Source organism: Micromonospora sp. WMMD1274 (assembly GCF_049179035.1).
Classification (GTDB): domain Bacteria; phylum Actinomycetota; class Actinomycetes; order Mycobacteriales; family Micromonosporaceae; genus Micromonospora; species Micromonospora tulbaghiae.
On sequence record NZ_JBMHMG010000001.1, the window covers coordinates 5,266,451 to 5,281,229 of the forward strand.

16 protein-coding genes and 1 pseudogene are annotated in these 14,779 nt (G+C 71.5%); 8 read left to right on the top strand and 9 right to left on the bottom strand.

Going from position 1 to position 14,779, the window contains the following annotated elements; translation table 11 throughout:
• Positions 1–21: 21 nt before the first annotated feature.
• Positions 22–804 carry an aminoglycoside adenylyltransferase domain-containing protein gene (locus ACN27D_RS25020; protein ID WP_421500130.1) on the bottom strand — a complete coding sequence of 261 codons (783 nt, stop codon included), beginning with the start codon at positions 802–804 and terminating at the stop codon, positions 22–24.
• Positions 805–996: 192 nt separating this feature from the next.
• Here ACN27D_RS25020 and ACN27D_RS25025 point away from each other — a divergent pair, with 192 nt between their 5' ends.
• Genes ACN27D_RS25025 through ACN27D_RS25040 form a run of 4 tightly spaced genes read left to right on the top strand, consistent with a single transcriptional unit; the run spans position 997 to position 4,547 of the window.
• Positions 997–1,905, top strand: a complete 909-nt coding sequence (locus ACN27D_RS25025) for an ABC transporter ATP-binding protein (protein ID WP_421500131.1) — start codon at positions 997–999, stop codon at positions 1,903–1,905.
• A 9-nt stretch (positions 1,906–1,914) separates the two neighbouring features.
• Entirely contained in the window at positions 1,915–2,655 is a 741-nt protein-coding gene (locus tag ACN27D_RS25030; RefSeq protein WP_421500132.1) for an ABC transporter permease, read from the top strand.
• 3 nt (positions 2,656–2,658) lie between these two features.
• Positions 2,659–3,921 (top strand): sensor histidine kinase, encoded by a 1,263-nt coding sequence (locus tag ACN27D_RS25035; RefSeq protein ID WP_421500133.1) that lies wholly within the window; start codon positions 2,659–2,661, stop codon positions 3,919–3,921.
• Positions 3,918–4,547, top strand: coding sequence for a response regulator (locus tag ACN27D_RS25040; RefSeq protein WP_120570867.1), 630 nt, complete (start codon positions 3,918–3,920; stop codon positions 4,545–4,547). Before ACN27D_RS25035 ends, ACN27D_RS25040 begins: the two co-directional genes overlap by 4 nt.
• A 16-nt stretch (positions 4,548–4,563) precedes the next feature.
• Here the strand turns inward: ACN27D_RS25040 and ACN27D_RS25045 are convergent.
• Together ACN27D_RS25045 and ACN27D_RS25050 are read right to left on the bottom strand one after the other, a co-directional pair.
• A pseudogene (locus ACN27D_RS25045) lies at positions 4,564–5,268 on the bottom strand (TIGR04222 domain-containing membrane protein); the annotation flags it as partial.
• Positions 5,269–5,304: 36 nt separating this feature from the next.
• Entirely contained in the window at positions 5,305–5,514 is a 210-nt protein-coding gene (locus ACN27D_RS25050; protein ID WP_421500134.1) for a hypothetical protein, read from the bottom strand.
• Positions 5,515–5,672: 158 nt separating this feature from the next.
• On the opposite strand from ACN27D_RS25050, the gene mraY reads away from it, so the two are divergent.
• Positions 5,673–6,776: a phospho-N-acetylmuramoyl-pentapeptide-transferase gene (gene mraY / locus ACN27D_RS25055; RefSeq protein ID WP_121683339.1), complete on the top strand. Its 1,104-nt coding sequence runs from the start codon at positions 5,673–5,675 to the stop codon at positions 6,774–6,776.
• 25 nt (positions 6,777–6,801) lie between these two features.
• Here the strand turns inward: mraY and ACN27D_RS25060 are convergent, their stop codons facing one another.
• Together ACN27D_RS25060 and ACN27D_RS25065 are read right to left on the bottom strand one after the other, a co-directional pair.
• Complete coding sequence (locus ACN27D_RS25060) at positions 6,802–7,290, bottom strand: MarR family transcriptional regulator (RefSeq protein ID WP_421500135.1); 489 nt, start codon at positions 7,288–7,290, stop codon at positions 6,802–6,804.
• Positions 7,291–7,298: 8 nt separating this feature from the next.
• The gene (locus ACN27D_RS25065) at positions 7,299–8,546 is read right to left on the bottom strand and encodes an FAD-dependent oxidoreductase (RefSeq protein ID WP_421500136.1); all 1,248 of its coding nucleotides are present in this window, start codon (positions 8,544–8,546) and stop codon (positions 7,299–7,301) included.
• A 92-nt stretch (positions 8,547–8,638) separates the two neighbouring features.
• On the opposite strand from ACN27D_RS25065, the gene ACN27D_RS25070 reads away from it, so the two are divergent.
• Positions 8,639–9,022, top strand: a complete 384-nt coding sequence (locus tag ACN27D_RS25070) for a PadR family transcriptional regulator (protein WP_120570861.1) — start codon at positions 8,639–8,641, stop codon at positions 9,020–9,022.
• Positions 9,019–9,915 (top strand): hypothetical protein, encoded by an 897-nt coding sequence (locus tag ACN27D_RS25075; RefSeq protein WP_421500137.1) that lies wholly within the window; start codon positions 9,019–9,021, stop codon positions 9,913–9,915. Before ACN27D_RS25070 ends, ACN27D_RS25075 begins: the two co-directional genes overlap by 4 nt.
• 81 nt (positions 9,916–9,996) lie before the next feature.
• Here the strand turns inward: ACN27D_RS25075 and ACN27D_RS25080 are convergent, their stop codons facing one another.
• The 3 genes from ACN27D_RS25080 to ACN27D_RS25090 all read right to left on the bottom strand — a co-directional run bounded on the left by ACN27D_RS25080 (position 9,997) and on the right by ACN27D_RS25090 (position 13,296).
• Positions 9,997–11,013, bottom strand: coding sequence for a hemolysin family protein (locus tag ACN27D_RS25080; RefSeq protein ID WP_421500138.1), 1,017 nt, complete (start codon positions 11,011–11,013; stop codon positions 9,997–9,999).
• Positions 11,013–12,323, bottom strand: a complete 1,311-nt coding sequence (locus ACN27D_RS25085; protein WP_421500139.1) for a hemolysin family protein — start codon at positions 12,321–12,323, stop codon at positions 11,013–11,015. The genes ACN27D_RS25080 and ACN27D_RS25085 overlap by 1 nt, the downstream gene beginning before the upstream one ends.
• A gap of 232 nt (positions 12,324–12,555) precedes the next feature.
• A complete protein-coding gene (locus tag ACN27D_RS25090; protein WP_421500140.1) occupies positions 12,556–13,296 on the bottom strand; it encodes an alpha/beta fold hydrolase in 741 nt (246 codons plus the stop codon).
• Positions 13,297–13,352: 56 nt separating this feature from the next.
• On the opposite strand from ACN27D_RS25090, the gene ACN27D_RS25095 reads away from it, so the two are divergent.
• Positions 13,353–14,318, top strand: a complete 966-nt coding sequence (locus tag ACN27D_RS25095) for a helix-turn-helix transcriptional regulator (protein WP_421500141.1) — start codon at positions 13,353–13,355, stop codon at positions 14,316–14,318.
• Positions 14,319–14,324: 6 nt separating this feature from the next.
• Here ACN27D_RS25095 and ACN27D_RS25100 read toward each other — a convergent pair whose 3' ends face one another.
• The gene (locus ACN27D_RS25100) at positions 14,325–14,702 is read right to left on the bottom strand and encodes a nuclear transport factor 2 family protein (RefSeq protein WP_358175839.1); all 378 of its coding nucleotides are present in this window, start codon (positions 14,700–14,702) and stop codon (positions 14,325–14,327) included.
• Positions 14,703–14,779 lie beyond the last annotated feature (77 nt).

A 14,779-nucleotide genomic window follows, 5' to 3' on the forward strand; every position in this document is an offset into this window, starting at 1 on the left:
TTCCCAATCCTGGGCCGGCATTCACCGGGCGCGGTCGGTGTACGCCTTGCGTTGTTCCGCGGCCAGGATGGCGGCGCTGACCTCGTTCACGAATGCCCGGACCTCGTCGAACCGGCCGGGATCGGTGTCGTGGCCGGAGTCGTACCACCAGTCGCGCGCCCAGACGATCAGGTCCGCCCATCGCGGGAGGGCGGCGGCGGTCTGCTCGGCGGCCTGCCGCTTGGACAGTTGCCGGCCGTTGCGCAGCCGCTGGAAGGCCCGGCAGAGCGTGAGCACCGCGTACGACTGGGCTCCGGGTGGGGTCATCGCGAGCACCCAGGCCGGCCAGTCGCGGACGTGGCCGAGCAGAGCCGCGCGGACCTGGCCGGGGTCGACGGCGGGCAGCAGCTCGCCGGCCGGCGGTCCCAGCAGCGTACGGCCGTGGTCGCGCACGGCGACCCAGGTCACGACGCGGTGAGTGGTGGCGGGCAGCAGGTGCAGCGACTCGCCGGGGCTGATCCGGGCGATCAGGTGGCCCCGGCCGCCGACGGCGCGCACCGCGTCCAGTGACACGTATTCCACCTCGATCCGGCCCGCCCACTGCGGATGCCGCCGGTCGAGATCCGCGTGCAGTCCGGCGAGTACGTCGAGGAGCTTCTCGTCCGGGTCGCCGGCGAGGACCGCGAGCAGGTCCAGGTCGCTGCGGCCCAGATCGAAGTCGCCTGCCACCAGTGAGCCGTGCAGGTACAGGCCCAGAAGGCGGTCGGCCAGCGCTTCGCGCCACGCCTCGCGAAGGTCGGAGAGAACCATGTCGGGTGAAGCCACTGGGTGATCCTGCGCGGCCGGTTGCCGGGCGGCCACCGATTAAGCCGCCCCGGACATCGCCGGCAGCATGCCAACGACCCCGGTCGACCCCGGCATCAACCACCTGGTTGACCGCCGCACCCACCGGGCTGTGCGGCGGCTCTCGCCGCGCGGTCGATTCGGCGTACGGGTGCCGGACGGCACGCTTCTGTCATGGCAATCATCGAGGTGGACGGCCTCGTCAAGCGCTACGGCGAGCACACCGCTGTGGACGGCGTCAGCTTCGCCGTCGAGCAGGGCGAGATCTTCGGCATCCTGGGCCCGAACGGGGCCGGCAAGACCACGACAGTCGAGTGCGTCGAAGGGCTGCGCGTCCCGGACGGCGGCACCGTCCGGGTCTGCGGCATCGACCCGCAACGTGACACCGAGGAGATGCGGCACCTGCTCGGCGCGCAGCTCCAGGCGAGCGAGCTGCCCGACAAGCTCACAGTCGGCGAGGCGATGGAGCTGTACAGCTCCTTCTACCGCCGGCCGGCCGACTGGCGTGCGCTGATCGACACGCTGGGTCTCACCGGCAAGCTCGGCACGCAGTTCCGGCGGCTCTCCGGCGGGCAGAAGCAGCGGCTGTCGATCGCGCTCGCGCTGGTCGGCGACCCGGAGGTGGCGGTGCTCGACGAGCTGACCACCGGCCTCGACCCGCAGGCGCGGCGCGACACGTGGGATCTGATCGAGGGCGTCCGCGATCGGGGTGTGACGGTGCTGCTGGTCACGCACTTCATGGAGGAGGCGGAACGGCTCTGCGACCGGCTGGCGGTGATCGACGCCGGTCGCCTGGTCGCGCTCGACTCCCCGGCCGGGCTCGTGGCGCGCGTCGACGACCGGCAGCGAATCCGGTTCCGGCCCTCCGCGCCGCTTGATCACGCCCTGCTGACCGCACTGCCGGAGGTCACGTCCGTCGAGCGGGCCGGCAGCCAGCTCGTCGTGACCGGTACGGGAGACCTGCTGCTCGCCGTGACCACTGTGCTCGCCCGCCACCAGGTCGTCGCGGCCGATCTGCGGGTTGAACAGACCTCGCTGGACGACGCGTTCGTCGCGCTCACCGGCCGCCCGATCGACGCTTGAGGAGACATCATGTCCGTGCTGTACCGGCTCACCGCCACCGAGACCAGACTGTTCTTCCGCGAGCCGATCATCGTCTTCTTCGCGCTCGGTTTCCCGCCGCTCCTGCTCGTCATCTTCGGTGCGATCCCCGCGTTCCGGGAGCCCGACGCCGACCTCGGCGGGCTGCGGACCATCGACCTGTACGTGCCGATCATCGTCGCGCTGAGCATCGCCATGTTCGCGCTGAACAGCCTGTGCCAACTGCTCGCCACCTACCGGGAGAAGGGTGTGCTGCGCCGGATGCGGACCACGCCGGTCAAGCCGGCGGCGATGCTCGGCGCGCAGTTGCTGATGTCCACTGCGATGTCCGTGGTGACGATGCTCGTCGCGCTCGCCATCGGCCGGTTGGCGTTCGGCGTACGGCTGCCCCGGCAGGTGCCGGCGTACCTGACGAGTTACGTGCTGGCGGCCGTGACGATGTTCGCGATCGGTCTGCTCGTCGCCGCGCTCGCGCCCGGCGGCAAGAGTGCCGGGGCGGTCGGGACCGTACTCTTCTTTCCGGTCGTGTTCTTCGCCGGTCTCTGGCTCCCGCGCGACAGCATGCCCGGCGTGCTGCGGGGGATCAGCGACTTCACCCCGCTCGGGGCGGGCGTGCAATCATTGCAGGACGCCACCGCCGGTCAGTGGCCGCAGGTGCTGCACGTGGCTGTGATGCTGGGGTGGACGATCGTGGCCGGCGGGCTGGCCGCGCGGTACTTCCGCTGGGAGTAGGTCGTGAGTATCGAGGCCGAGCTACGTGCGGAGTTCGACCGCTGGGAACGCAAGGAGACGGTGTTCTTCTCCGCCCTGCCGTACTTCCTCCTGTCGGTCTGCGCGCTCATCACGCTGGTGCTGCCGTTCTGGGACGTGTCACTGAACCTGCCGCTGGTGCTCGGGCTCACGCTCGTGATCGCCCTCTGGGTGGGCTGGTTCCATGCCCACCCGCAGTGGCAGGAGAGTGGCCCGTTGACGGGCCTCTACTACGTGGGGCTGATCGTGCTGGGCGCGAGCGTGGTGACGCTCGCTCCCTGGTACGGCATCTTCACCTTCATCGGGTACGTCCACGCGTTCCTGTTCCTGAAGGGCCGCTGGCGGTACGCGGGGGTCGCCGCCACGGCGATGATCCAGGCCGCGTCCTCCACCGGTGGCCTGTCCGGCGCGACGGTGAACGAGTGGCTGGTGCTGTCCCTGGTCATGATCGTGCTGGCCGGGGCGTTCTTCCGCTTCGCCGAGCTGGACGACCGGCGCAACCACAGGCAGAAGCGGGCGCTCGCCGAGCTGCACGAGGCGAACGTCAAGCTGGAGGCGGCGCTGGCGGAGAACGCCGGGCTGCACGCCCAGCTGCTCGTGCAGGCCCGCGAGGCGGGCGTGCAGGACGAGCGGCAGCGGATGGCCCGGGAGATCCACGACACCCTCGCCCAGGGGCTCGCCGGCATCCTCACCCAGCTCCAGGCCGCCGAGCAGACGGCCGACCGGGACGAGGCGTGGCGCCGGCACGTGGACAACGCGAAGAACCTGGCCCGCGACAGCCTCACCGAGGCCCGCCGTACGGTGCACGCCGTGCAGCCCGAGGTGCTCGCCGAGGCCCGGCTGCCGGAGGCGATCAGCGACGTGACCCGGCGCTGGTCGCAGGTGCACCACATCGACGCGGTGCTGACCACCACCGGCGATCCGCGCCCGATGCACGCCGATGTCGAGGTGACACTGCTGCGGGCCGCGCAGGAGGCACTCGCCAACGTCGCCAAGCACGCCCGGGCCAGCCGGGTCGGGCTGACGCTGTCGTACATGGAGGACCTGGTGACGCTCGACGTACGCGACGACGGGGTGGGTTTCGAGCCCGGCGCCAGGCGCGCCGACGGCGCCGGGGGTTTCGGGCTCACCGGCATGCGGCAGCGGGTGCAGCGCCTCGCCGGGCGGCTGGAGATCGAGTCGGAGCCGGGCGGCGGTACGGCGATCTCGGCCACGGTGCCGGCCATCCCCGCCGGAGCGGGCCGGTGATCTCGCTGCTGATCGTCGACGACCACCCGGTCGTACGCAACGGGCTGCGCGGCATGTTCAGCGCCGACCCGCGTTTCGAGGTGCTGGGCGAGGCGGGTGACGGTGCGGAGGCGATCGTCGCGGGGGAGGCGCTCCGGCCCGACGTGATCCTCATGGACCTGCGTATGCCGCGCGTCGACGGCGTCTGCGCCATCCGGGAGCTGGCGAGACGGGGAGTGCCGGCCCGCGTTCTGGTGCTGACGACGTATGACACGGACAGCGACGTGCTCCCCGCCATCGAGGCGGGCGCCACCGGCTACCTGCTGAAGGACGCGCCGAGCGAGGAGCTGTTCCGCGCGGTGGAGGCGGCCGCGCAGGGGCAGGCGGCGCTGTCCCCGGCCGTCGCGACACGGCTCATGCGGCAGATGCGGCAACCGGCTTCCGAGCCGCTGTCGCAGCGGGAGCTGGAGGTCCTGGAGCTGGTCGCCCGGGGGTCGACGAACCGCGAGGCGGCGAGGCAGTTGTTCATCAGCGAGGCGACTGTCAAGACGCACCTGCTGCACGCGTACGCGAAACTCGGCGTCAACGACCGCGCGGCGGCCGTCGCGGCAGCGTTCTCCCGCGGCTACCTGACGCCGGAGCGGTGAGGGCGGCGGCGGCCGGTCAGTTCCAGAAGCTGCTGGTGTTCGTGCCCCACGGCGACGAGTCGAGGCGGCTGTCGACCTGGTGTGAACTGCGGCCGCCGTCGAGCAGGCCGGCGTCCCGGGTGAACCGCGGCATCAGCGCCTGCGCCGCGGGGGTGCCGAAGAGCGCCACCGCGAGGCCGACCTCGGCCGGTTCCAGATCGGCTCGTTCGAGGAGGTCGCCGTGTCGTGCCCGGGCGGCAGCCAGGGCTCGCGTTCCGGCGACGGTACGGAGGGGCAGCGACCACACGGCGACTCCCACGAGAATCACGACGGCCACCAGTCCCTGGGTCACGCCGACCGTTCCCGCCGCCACCAGCTTCACGAGCAACGCCGGGGGCAGCACCACCAGCAGGATCGGCAGCAGCACCCGTCGGCCGGGCGTCCGGGCGAGACCTCGCGCAGCCAGGCTCCGTCGCACGTCGCGGAGCGCTCGATGGACGCGCTTCTGCCGGGCCAGTTCCCCGGGGCCGACGGATCCGTAGAGGGCGGCGTACAGCGCCCGCTCCAGCGGTTCGGCCTCCGGCGGAAGCGACCCGGTCCGGCGGACCCGGCCGGCTCCTGCCGCCAGGACCCCGCGCGCGTTCAGCATGGCCAGCGCCGCGACCACCGCTGCCCGGTCACCGCCCTGCAGCAAGCCGATCTCGGTGGCCGCAAGTGTCTCCGCGTCGCCCATGCGTTCAGGATCCGGGGTACGCGCAACCGCGTCCGCCGGTCGCGCCTACGTGCTCGGCGGGTTGCGGTGCCGCTCGGCGAGGCCCGACGCGACCTGCCGCTGCGCGTCGTGCCGGTGCTGGTCGGCGCGGGCCTGGTGAACCGCAGCCGAGTCCTCGTCCGACGGGCGCCTCGTCCGGTCGCGCCGGGCGACGAAGACGACGAGCGCCAGCGCCAGCGCCAGCATCATCGCGAGCGACACCACCATCGTTCTCATGCCGTCGACGCTACGGCGTACGCGCCAGCCTCGGCGTGGTGACGGTCAGGGGGCTGCTCCGTCCGCCGCCGGATGGCAAGCTCACGTGTCGTGGTCGACGACTTCGCGAAGAGCGGTGGGAACGCGGTACGGGATCCGGACCTCGTGGAGGTCCGCCGGTGAGGGCGGTCATCGTCGCGGCCGCTGTCGCGTTCGTCATCTCCCTGTTCGGCACGCCGGTGGCGGTTCGCGTCTTCACCGCGCTGAAGGCCGGTCAGCCGATCCGGTCCATCGGGCTCGCCAGCAACGAGCACAAGGTGGGCACGCCCACGATGGGCGGCGTCGTCTTCATCGTGGCGACGGTCCTCGCGTACGTCGCCGGGCACCTCGCCCTGACCACCCTGCCCGAACGGCAGATCGCGCAGGAGGGGCCCACCATGACGGCCCTGGTGCTGCTCGGGCTGTTCGTCTTCTGCGGCGCGGTCGGCTTCTTCGACGACATCCTCAAGGTGCGCCGGCGCAACTCCGACGGGCTGTCGGCCAAGGGCAAGCTGCTCGGCCAGGCGCTCGTCGGCGGCGGGTTCGGCGTGGCCGCGCTGTACGTGCCCAGCACCAACGGCCAGACCGTGGCCAGCGAGCACATCTCGCTCATCCGCGACATCAGCTGGCTGGACGTCGGCAAGGTCGGCGCGGTCATGGTCTTCATCTTCGTGATCACGGCGATGTCGAACGGCGTGAACCTCACCGACGGCCTCGACGGCCTGGCCACCGGCGCGTCGATCCTGGTGCTCGGCGCGTACTCGCTGATCGGCTTCTGGCAGTACCGGCACTGGTGCGCAGACGACGGGTACGCGCGCGTGAACGAGTACTGCTACCAGGTCCGCGATCCCCTGGAGATCGCCATGATCGCGGCAGCCGCGGCCGGCGCCTGCGTGGGCTTCCTGTGGTGGAACACGTCCCCGGCGCGGATCTTCATGGGTGACGTGGGCGCGCTCGGGCTGGGCGGCCTGATCGGCGGGCTCGCGGTGGTGACCCGTACGACGCTGCTCTCGATCCTGATCGGCGGGCTCTTCGTCATCATCACCACGACCTGGGTGATCCAGATCGTCTCGTACCGGACCACCGGACGACGCGTCTTCCGGATGGTGCCGTTGCACCACCACTTCGAGCTGGCCGGGTGGAGCGAGTCGACAATCGTGGTCCGGTTCTGGATCGTGGCCGGCGTCTGCGTCGCGGCCGGCCTGGGCCTGTTCTACTCGGACTTCCTGGCGACTGTGGGATAGCGGCAGAGCGACAGGAGACGCCGGCTCACACGGAAGGCTGCGGGGTGTCGCCGCCGCGGAGGTGGTCCAGCTCGGCGAGGTACATCTCCTGCAGGCGGCCGTGGTGCCGGACCAGCAGCCCGACCTCCTCGGCGCTGTAGCCCTCGACGAGCCGTTCCGCCCGCTCGGCGAAACGCTCGTACGGTCGCTCCAGGTCGGCGATCCGCTCCGGCCGCATGGTGACGACGACCCGCCGCCGGTCGGCCGGGTCGCGTTCGGCCGTCACGTAACCCGCCTGCTGGAGCCGGCGGACCATGCTGGTGACCGCGCCGGTGGTGAGGTTGGTCCGCTCGGCGATCTGCCCCGCCGTGGCGGATCCGACGTCCGCCAGGAAGTCCAGGCACTCCAGGTCGCTCACGGTGAGGCCGAGCCGTTCCGCGATGGCGTACCGGAGCACGGTGGACAGCCGCGACGTCTCCCGCCCGGCGTGCATGAGGTCGGCGATCGCGGAGGCGCGGGCCGGATCGTGGGACATGCGGGCAATCATGCCTCCGGCACGGTGACCCGGTGCAGCCGAGGTAGCACGTGGGTCAGCACCCAGTGCGGTGCCGCGGCGCCTCCGGTGAGGCGGCGCATCAGCCTGGCGGCGTCGTCGACGGCGTGGAAGGCGTACGGCACCATCTCGTCCTGGTAGCCGGCGATCGCCTCTTCCACGGGCGTGCCGTTCCTCCGGGCCTCGACCAGCCTGTGGCCGAGCAGGGCGGCGTCGCGCAGCGCGGTGTTGCCGCCGTGCGCGCCGAAGGGCGGCATGACGTGTACGGCGTCGCCCATCATCGTCGCCCGGGGCACCGCCCACCGGTGCGGCCGCCGGCCGGTGGCGAAGAGGTTGAGCACCGTGGCGTCCAGCTCGGCCGTGTCGACGAGCCGCCGGACGAGCGGGTGGAAGTCGATGCTCATCCGGGCCGCCACGTGCCACAGCGCCCGCAGGTCCCCGCGTACGGCGGGAGGCAGTTCGTCCCGCCGGAGCAGCAGTGCCCACATGACGTAGTCGTCGCCGGTGGGGGCGTAGCTGCCCGGGGCGAGGCGTGTGAACGCCTCCCGTGGGCTCTCGCCGAACCGCATGGAGGTGAAGAAGAAGGCGCTGCCCGGCCGGTCGGCGATGGACAGGACCCCGCTGGTGCGCAGCGCGTCCGGGATGACGCTCGCGCCGTCGCGCCACAGCGGCGACCGGCCGTAGACGCCCGCCATCGGGGTGTCCGCGGGGTCGGCGCCCGGCATGAGCTGCGCGCGTAGCGCCGAACCGACGCCGTCGGCGCCCACCACGACTGTGGCCGCGGCGGCGCTGCCGTCGGAGAACCGCAGCCGCAGCTCGGCCGGGCCGCCGCTGTCCACGGCGACGGCGGCCTTGCCGTAGTGGATGCGCCCGTCCAGCCCGGACTGGAGGATCGACCGCAGCGTCAGGCGGTCCACCTGACGGGTCTCGTGCGGATCGTCCTTGAAGGTGATCGTGAAGGCGTCCCGCAGCCGTCGGTCGGTGAAGCGCAGGTGCCCGCCGGGCTCGTCGCCGGTGGTCAGCGCCAGGCGGTACAGCGGGCGGGGCAGGCTCTCGCGCAACGCCGCCAGCCCGTACCGGTCGAGGATGATCCGGTAGCCCTGCCGCCGGACGAAGGGGCCGGGGTCCCGCTCGTAGACGTGCACGTCGACGCCGGCACGCGTCAGGTACTGGGCGAGGCAGAGGCCGGAGAGGCCGGCGCCGGCGATCGCCACGGAGAAGTCGGTCGATGCGCTCATTCGATTACCTTAACCATTAAGATAATTTGAGCAAGGGGCACTGTGGACAGTCACCTTGGACGGATACTCAAGTTGGTTGTATATTCGGCGGCATGGGATCTGCTTCGCGTCCCGCGCTACGGGAACCGTCGTACTTCGTCCTCGCCGCCCTGCTCGGTGGGCCGCTCCACGGTTACGCCGTGATCAAGCGGGTGACCGAGCTGTCCGACGGGCGGGTGACCCTCGCCGCCGGATCGCTGTACTCGGTGATCGACCGGCTGCTCGGCGAGGGACTCGTCACCGCCGACGGGGAGGAGATCGTCAACGGGCGTGCCCGTCGCTACTACCGGCTCACCGACGAGGGCTGTCGCGTACTCACCGAAGAGGCCGACCGGCTCGCCCAGGCCGCGCGGGTGGTCATGGACCGCCTGCCACGCCGGGTCACATCGCAGGCAAGCGCCCCTCAACCTTCTACCGCGAGGATCAGACCAGCATGAGTTCCGATGTTCTGGAGAAGCGTTACCGCCTGCTGCTGCGGGCCTACCCGGCCGGCTACCGCCGCGAACGCGCCGACGAGCTGATCGACACGTTGATCGGCGACGAACCGACCGACCGTCGCTGGCCCAGCCTCCGAGAGGCGGCCTCGCTCGTCCGGGGCGCCCTGCGGGTGCACGGCGGCAGCACCGCGCCCCGGCCCGCCGCCGTGCTGTTCTGGCAGGGCATCCACCTCGGCGCCCTGGCGGCGCTGGCGCTGGGTGTGCTCATCGGCCTGGACGACATCGTCGAGGCGTTCCAGTACGGCGGACTCTCGGACCCCCTGACCGTCCTGCGGAATCAGGGCGTCCACGAGGTCGTGCTGATCGCGGCGCTGGTGGCGCTCGTCGCGGGCCGTACCCGCACCGCCGCCGTCCTGGCGGTCGCCGCGGCCGTGGTGCCGACCGCGATCTCCCAGTACCTGTTCCTCAACGGCCTGCCGCAGTGGTGGGCGCCGGTCGTCGCCGCGCCCCTGATCGTGCTGGGCCTGCGGCGTCCGGCTGACGTGCCGCCGGCGCCCCGGGCCAACGCCGTCCTGGTCACCGCCGGCGTCCTCGCCCTGCACCTGATCCCCGCGGGCGGCCTCCGCATGGTCGACGCGGCCCCGCGGATCGTCGCCGCCGCCATGGTGGTCGCCGGCGTGGCCGCCTTCCTGTGGGTGGCGACCGCCGACCAGCGGCTGCTGATCGCGGTCGTCCCCACCCTGCTGCTGGGCACGCTGCACCAGCTGGACAACGCCGGGCTGACGGGGGAACTGCTGCGCCGGCCCGATGCACTGCCGTCCCTGATCGTCGCGGTCCTCATGGCTGTTGTCGCGGTCGTGTCGACCCGGCAGCGGCAGCGCACCCGAGCCTGACCAACAAGCGGGCGGTCCGGTCATGACCGGCGTCAGCTGATGCGCGAGTCGCCGGAACGGGCAGGCCGCCGGCGCGGTAGGTCAACTGGAGCGGGCGGCGGCAGGGGCGCGGAGCAGGCGCTCGACCACGTCGGTCAAGGTCGCCACCGCCGGGCCGTTCGAGGTGGCGACCACCACCAGGTGGTGGCGGGTGGCCCGCATGACGGACAGCGCCTCGTAGGCGAGCGTCGAGCCGTCGAGCACGAGGACATCGCGCATCACCTCGCCGGCGGTCTGGTCGTCCGGCTGGTCCATGGTGTCGCGGACGTGGACCACACCGACGGCCGCGCCGCCGCGCAGGACGACCACCCGCAGGTGGCCGGTGTCGCGGGCCACCGCACGGACCGTCAGGACGGTGTCGGCAGTCCCCACCGCTGTCAGCTCACGCTCCGGGCCGGTGAGGTCGGCCAGGGTGAGTCGGTCGAGGTCGAGGGCATCGGTGAGTTGCGCGGAGTACGACGCGTCGAGCGCGCCGACGTTGGCCGAGTGCTCGACCAGGTGGCGCAGATCGGCGGCGTTCTGGCCGGTGGCGATGGTGTCCCGTGGCTCGACGCCGACCCGGCGCAGGCACCAGTTGGCGCTGGCGTTGAGGGCACGCAGCACCGGCCGGGTGAACCACATGAAGGCGCGCATCGGCATCGCCAGGGCGATGGCGGTCTTCTCCGGGTGGGCGATGGCGTACGACTTCGGGGCCATCTCCCCGATGACCAGGTGCAGGAACGTCACGACCAGCAACGCCAGTGCGAAACCGGCCGCGTCGGCCGTCCAGCCGGGTGCGCCCCAGGACGCGAACACCGGAGTCAGCGCGTGGTTGACGGCCGGTTTGGTGACCGCGCCGAGCCCGAGCGCGGCGGCGGTGATACCGAGCTGGCAGCCGGCCAGCAGCACGGTCAGTTCGTCGAAGCTGCGCACCGCAGCTCGGGCCGAGCGGCTGTGCTCGGAACGCGCATCGAGGCGGTGCCGGCGGACCGCCAGCAAGGCGAACTCGGCGGCCACGAAGAAGGCGCTGAGCACGATCAGCGCGATGGTGACGGCCAGCACCACCCAGGGGTTGCCCATCAGCGGTTCTCCTCCGTCCGCAGCAGGACCAGCGACGGGACGTGCCGCTCCAACTCCACCACCTCAAGTGTCAGGATGGCCTCGCCGAGGCTCAGCCGGGCCACGGCGCCGGGGGCGGGCAGCTCGCCGAGCAGTTCGATGACCAGGCCGGCGAGAGTCTCGCTGTCCGATTCGGGCAGGTCGTGCCCGATGGCGCGCTCGACCTCGTCCAGCGGCAGCGTGCCGGCCAGTTCCCAGGCGCCGTCCGCCGCGGCCAGCGCGGCCGGCGAGATGGGTGCCGTGGCGTCGTCGTGCTCGTCCTCGATCTCCCCCACCAGTTCTTCGGCAAGGTCCTCCACTGTCACCACGCCCGCCAGCCCGCCGTGTTCGTCGAGCACACAGGCGAGCTGGGCTTTCCGCTCGGCGAGGGTCTGCACGACCCGGGGCAGCGGCATCGAGGTCGGGACCAGCACCGGCGGCCGCATGATGTCGGCCACCGTGCCGGCATCGTCGCGGTCGACGGCGAGCAGGTCGGCGAGGTGCACCACCCCGATCACGTCCTCGCGGTCGTCCAGCACGGGGTAGCGAGAGTGACCGCCGGCGATCTTGGTCCAGAGTTCCCTGGTGGTCAGGCCGGGTTCCACGACATCCACCCGGGCCCGCGGGACCATCGCGTGGGCGGCGTCACGGTCAGGGAAGTCGAGCACCCGGTCGAGCAGCATCCACAGCTCGGCGGGCAGGTCCCCGGAGTCGCGGGAATCGCTGACGATGTGTTCGAGGTCGCGGCGGCTGGCGGCGTGTTCCACGTCGTGTACCGGTTCCATGCCGAACAGGCGCAGCAGGGCGTTTGAGGACCTGTCGAAGAAGGCGATCAGCCACCCGAACACCCGTAGGTAGATCTGGGTGGATCTGGCCAGCCAGAGGGCCACCGGCTCGGGCCGCGAGATGGCGAGGTTCTTGGCGAACAGCTCGCCGAACAGCATCTGCACGACGGTCGAGAGCAGCAGCGCGGCCACCGTGCCGACGGCGACGCCGACGCCGGTCGGAACGCCGACCCCGCCGAGGGCGGCGCCGACCGACTCACCGATCAACGGTTCGGCGACATAGCCGACCAACAGGGCGGTGACGGTGATCCCGAGCTGGGCGCCGGACAGCATGAACGAGGTCCGGCGGGTCACGTCCAACGCGCGCTTGGCGGCGTCGTCACCGGCCGCGGCGCGGGCCTTGAGCCGCGACCGGTCCACGGCCATGTACGCGAATTCCTGCGCCACGAAGTAGCCGGTGGCCGCGGTGATCGCCAATACCACCAGCAGCCCCAGAAGGAGACTCAACGCCCACATGGGGCCATGCTCCTGATCAGGGTGGCGCCGGGTGAATCAGGCCCGTGGCGGCGGTTCAATGGTCTCGGACGTTGGCCGTCGCCCATCGGGTCGCGCTCCTCCTCGTGTCAGCAGGGAGCGCAGAAACCTGACAATTCGCTCCCGGCCGATCTCTGGCCCTCGTCGTGACCTCCCGTATCGGCGCCCGGGTGACCTCGGCGCGAGGTCACCCGGGCACCGCGGGCTATGCCGTGGGCCTGGCTTCGTGCAGGATCCGGGCCAGCTCGACCGGTCGGCTCAGCATCGGCCAGTGCCAGGTCGGCAGTTCCGCGTACCGCCACGAATCGCCGGCCATGTGCCGGCACAGCGGCACGGTGGCGGCCATCTCGCGTGCCTGCTCGGCGGTGAAGCTCGACAGCACACCGAGGCGGGGGAGCTTCTCCCACGCCCCGGTGAGCCGTACCGGGGTGGTGGCAGTCGCCCACGGCTGAGCCACCGACCGCTCATCGAGCAACGCGACGACCGACTCATCGACGTCTGCCGTGCTCGCCAGTTCGGCCCACGGCGGTGGTGGCAGGCGCCAGCCGTCGCCGTGTTCGGCGACCACCGCCGCGTTGCGTTCACGCTCCTGGCGCGGGCTGAAGTCGTCGTTCGCCGCGCCGTCGGGTAGCGGGCCGGTGTCGACGAAGACCAGTTGGGCGATGCGGTCGGTCATGCGGTCGGCAACGGCGGTCGTCACGACCGCGCCGGCGTAGCTGTGCCCGACGAGGACCACGTCGTGCAGGTCCTCGTAGCGCAGCAGGTTGACCACGTCCGTGACGTGGACGTCGAGGTCGGTGTCCGGGCGGGCCAGGTGGGCGCGCTCGCCCAGGCCGGTCAGGCTCAGCGGGTACACCTCGTGGCCGTGCCCGCGCAGGGCGGCGGTGACCGGGCGCCAGGCCCATGCGCCGAGCCAGAACCCGGGAATCAGTACGAAGGTCGTCATGCCTGACACGCTACGATCAATACCGGACAGGTTCCGCCCGGATGAGGAGTGGGGATTTGACCCGGCCGACCGCGCGCGTACTGGCGTTGCTGGAGATCCTCCAGGCCGGTGGCGGCTTCACCGTCGCCGACCTGGCCGGTCGGCTGGGCGTCGACGAGCGCACCGTCCGCCGATACGCCGCGCACCTCGCCGACCTGGGCATCCCGGTCGAGGCCCGGCGCGGCCGCTACGGCGGGTACCGGCTCGCGCCCGGATACAAGCTGCCGCCACTCATGCTCACCGACGAGGAGGCGGTCGCCGTCATGCTCGGGCTCGTCGCCGCCGGCCGGGCCGGGCTGGTCACCGCCGAAGGCGCGGCCGCCGAGAGCGCGACCGCGAAGATCCGCCGGGTGCTGCCGGCCGTTCTCGCCCGGCGGATCGATTCGCTGCTGGAGACCGTGGACTTCACCGCACGGGTACGGAAGCCCGCCCCGCCCGGCATCGAGGTGCTGCTGGTGCTCGCCGAAGCGGCCCGGCATCAGCAACCGGTGAGCATCACCTACACCACGTGGCGCGGCCAGTCCGGCGAGCGCCGGCTCGACCCGTACGGGCTGGTATTCCACGCCGGCCGGTGGTACGTCACCGGTCACGACCACAACCGCCGGGCCGTACGGACGTTCCGGCTCGACCGCATCGGGACGGCCCGCCCCACCCCGGGCAGGTTCGACATCCCGGCCGGCTTCGATCCCACGGCGCAGGTACTCACCGGTCTGGCAGCCGTGCCGTACGCACACGACATCTCCGTGGTGCTGCACACCAGCCTGGAGCAGGCCCAGCGACGGATCCCGCTCTCGGTCGGCACGCTCACCGAGGTTCCCGGCGGAGTGCGCCTCACCGCCCGGGCCGAACGGCTCGACGGCGCGGCACAGATGCTCGCCGGACTCGGCTGGTCGTTCACGATCGACCGACCGGAGAAACTCAAGGACGAGGTACGGGCCCTGGCTGCCCGACTGCTCGCCGACGCCGACGCCGACGCTCGGTAGAGGTGGTCAGACCCACCACGCGAGGTTGGCGGTCACTTGGGCCACCGGCTCGATGATCTCCCACGCCTCGGCGATCAGCCCGTCGTCGATCCGCCAGATGTCGACGACCGCGATCTCCGGTCCTGCATCGGGAAGCCAGCGCCGCGAGTACATCACGACGTGATCGCCGTCGGTCAGCACCTGATGGATCTCGACCTGCATGCCGGCAAGCGGTACCAGCGCAGCGCGGACGGCGGCGAGCCACTCCACCTTGGTCGATGTGGTTGCACCCGGCCTGTGGTGGACGAAGTCATCACTAAGGAAGGGGGCGAGCGCATCGACGTCGCCCGTCTCGATCAGTCCTGCCAGCGCCCGTTGGACGATGCTCTGGTTCTCCATGGTCATGGATGCAGTGTTTGCGCGACCGCTTCGATTGTCGATGAACTCGGATTTCATGGCGTCCGACTCAACGATGAGTACGC

Bases quoted from the DNA above. Each gene is read 5' to 3' on its own strand.
- ACN27D_RS25065 (WP_421500136.1), bottom strand. From the start codon at position 8,546: ATGAGCGCATCGACCGACTTCTCCGTGGCGATCGCCGGCGCCGGCCTC.
- ACN27D_RS25080 (WP_421500138.1), bottom strand. From the start codon at position 11,013: ATGGGCAACCCCTGGGTGGTGCTGGCCGTCACCATCGCGCTGATCGTG.
- ACN27D_RS25030 (WP_421500132.1), top strand. From the start codon at position 1,915: ATGTCCGTGCTGTACCGGCTCACCGCCACCGAGACCAGACTGTTCTTC.
- ACN27D_RS25050 (WP_421500134.1), bottom strand. From the start codon at position 5,514: ATGAGAACGATGGTGGTGTCGCTCGCGATGATGCTGGCGCTGGCGCTG.
- ACN27D_RS25025 (WP_421500131.1), top strand. From the start codon at position 997: ATGGCAATCATCGAGGTGGACGGCCTCGTCAAGCGCTACGGCGAGCAC.
- ACN27D_RS25090 (WP_421500140.1), bottom strand. From the start codon at position 13,296: ATGACGACCTTCGTACTGATTCCCGGGTTCTGGCTCGGCGCATGGGCC.
- ACN27D_RS25075 (WP_421500137.1), top strand. From the start codon at position 9,019: ATGAGTTCCGATGTTCTGGAGAAGCGTTACCGCCTGCTGCTGCGGGCC.
- ACN27D_RS25070 (WP_120570861.1), top strand. From the start codon at position 8,639: ATGGGATCTGCTTCGCGTCCCGCGCTACGGGAACCGTCGTACTTCGTC.
- ACN27D_RS25100 (WP_358175839.1), bottom strand. From the start codon at position 14,702: ATGACCATGGAGAACCAGAGCATCGTCCAACGGGCGCTGGCAGGACTG.
- ACN27D_RS25060 (WP_421500135.1), bottom strand. From the start codon at position 7,290: ATGTCCCACGATCCGGCCCGCGCCTCCGCGATCGCCGACCTCATGCAC.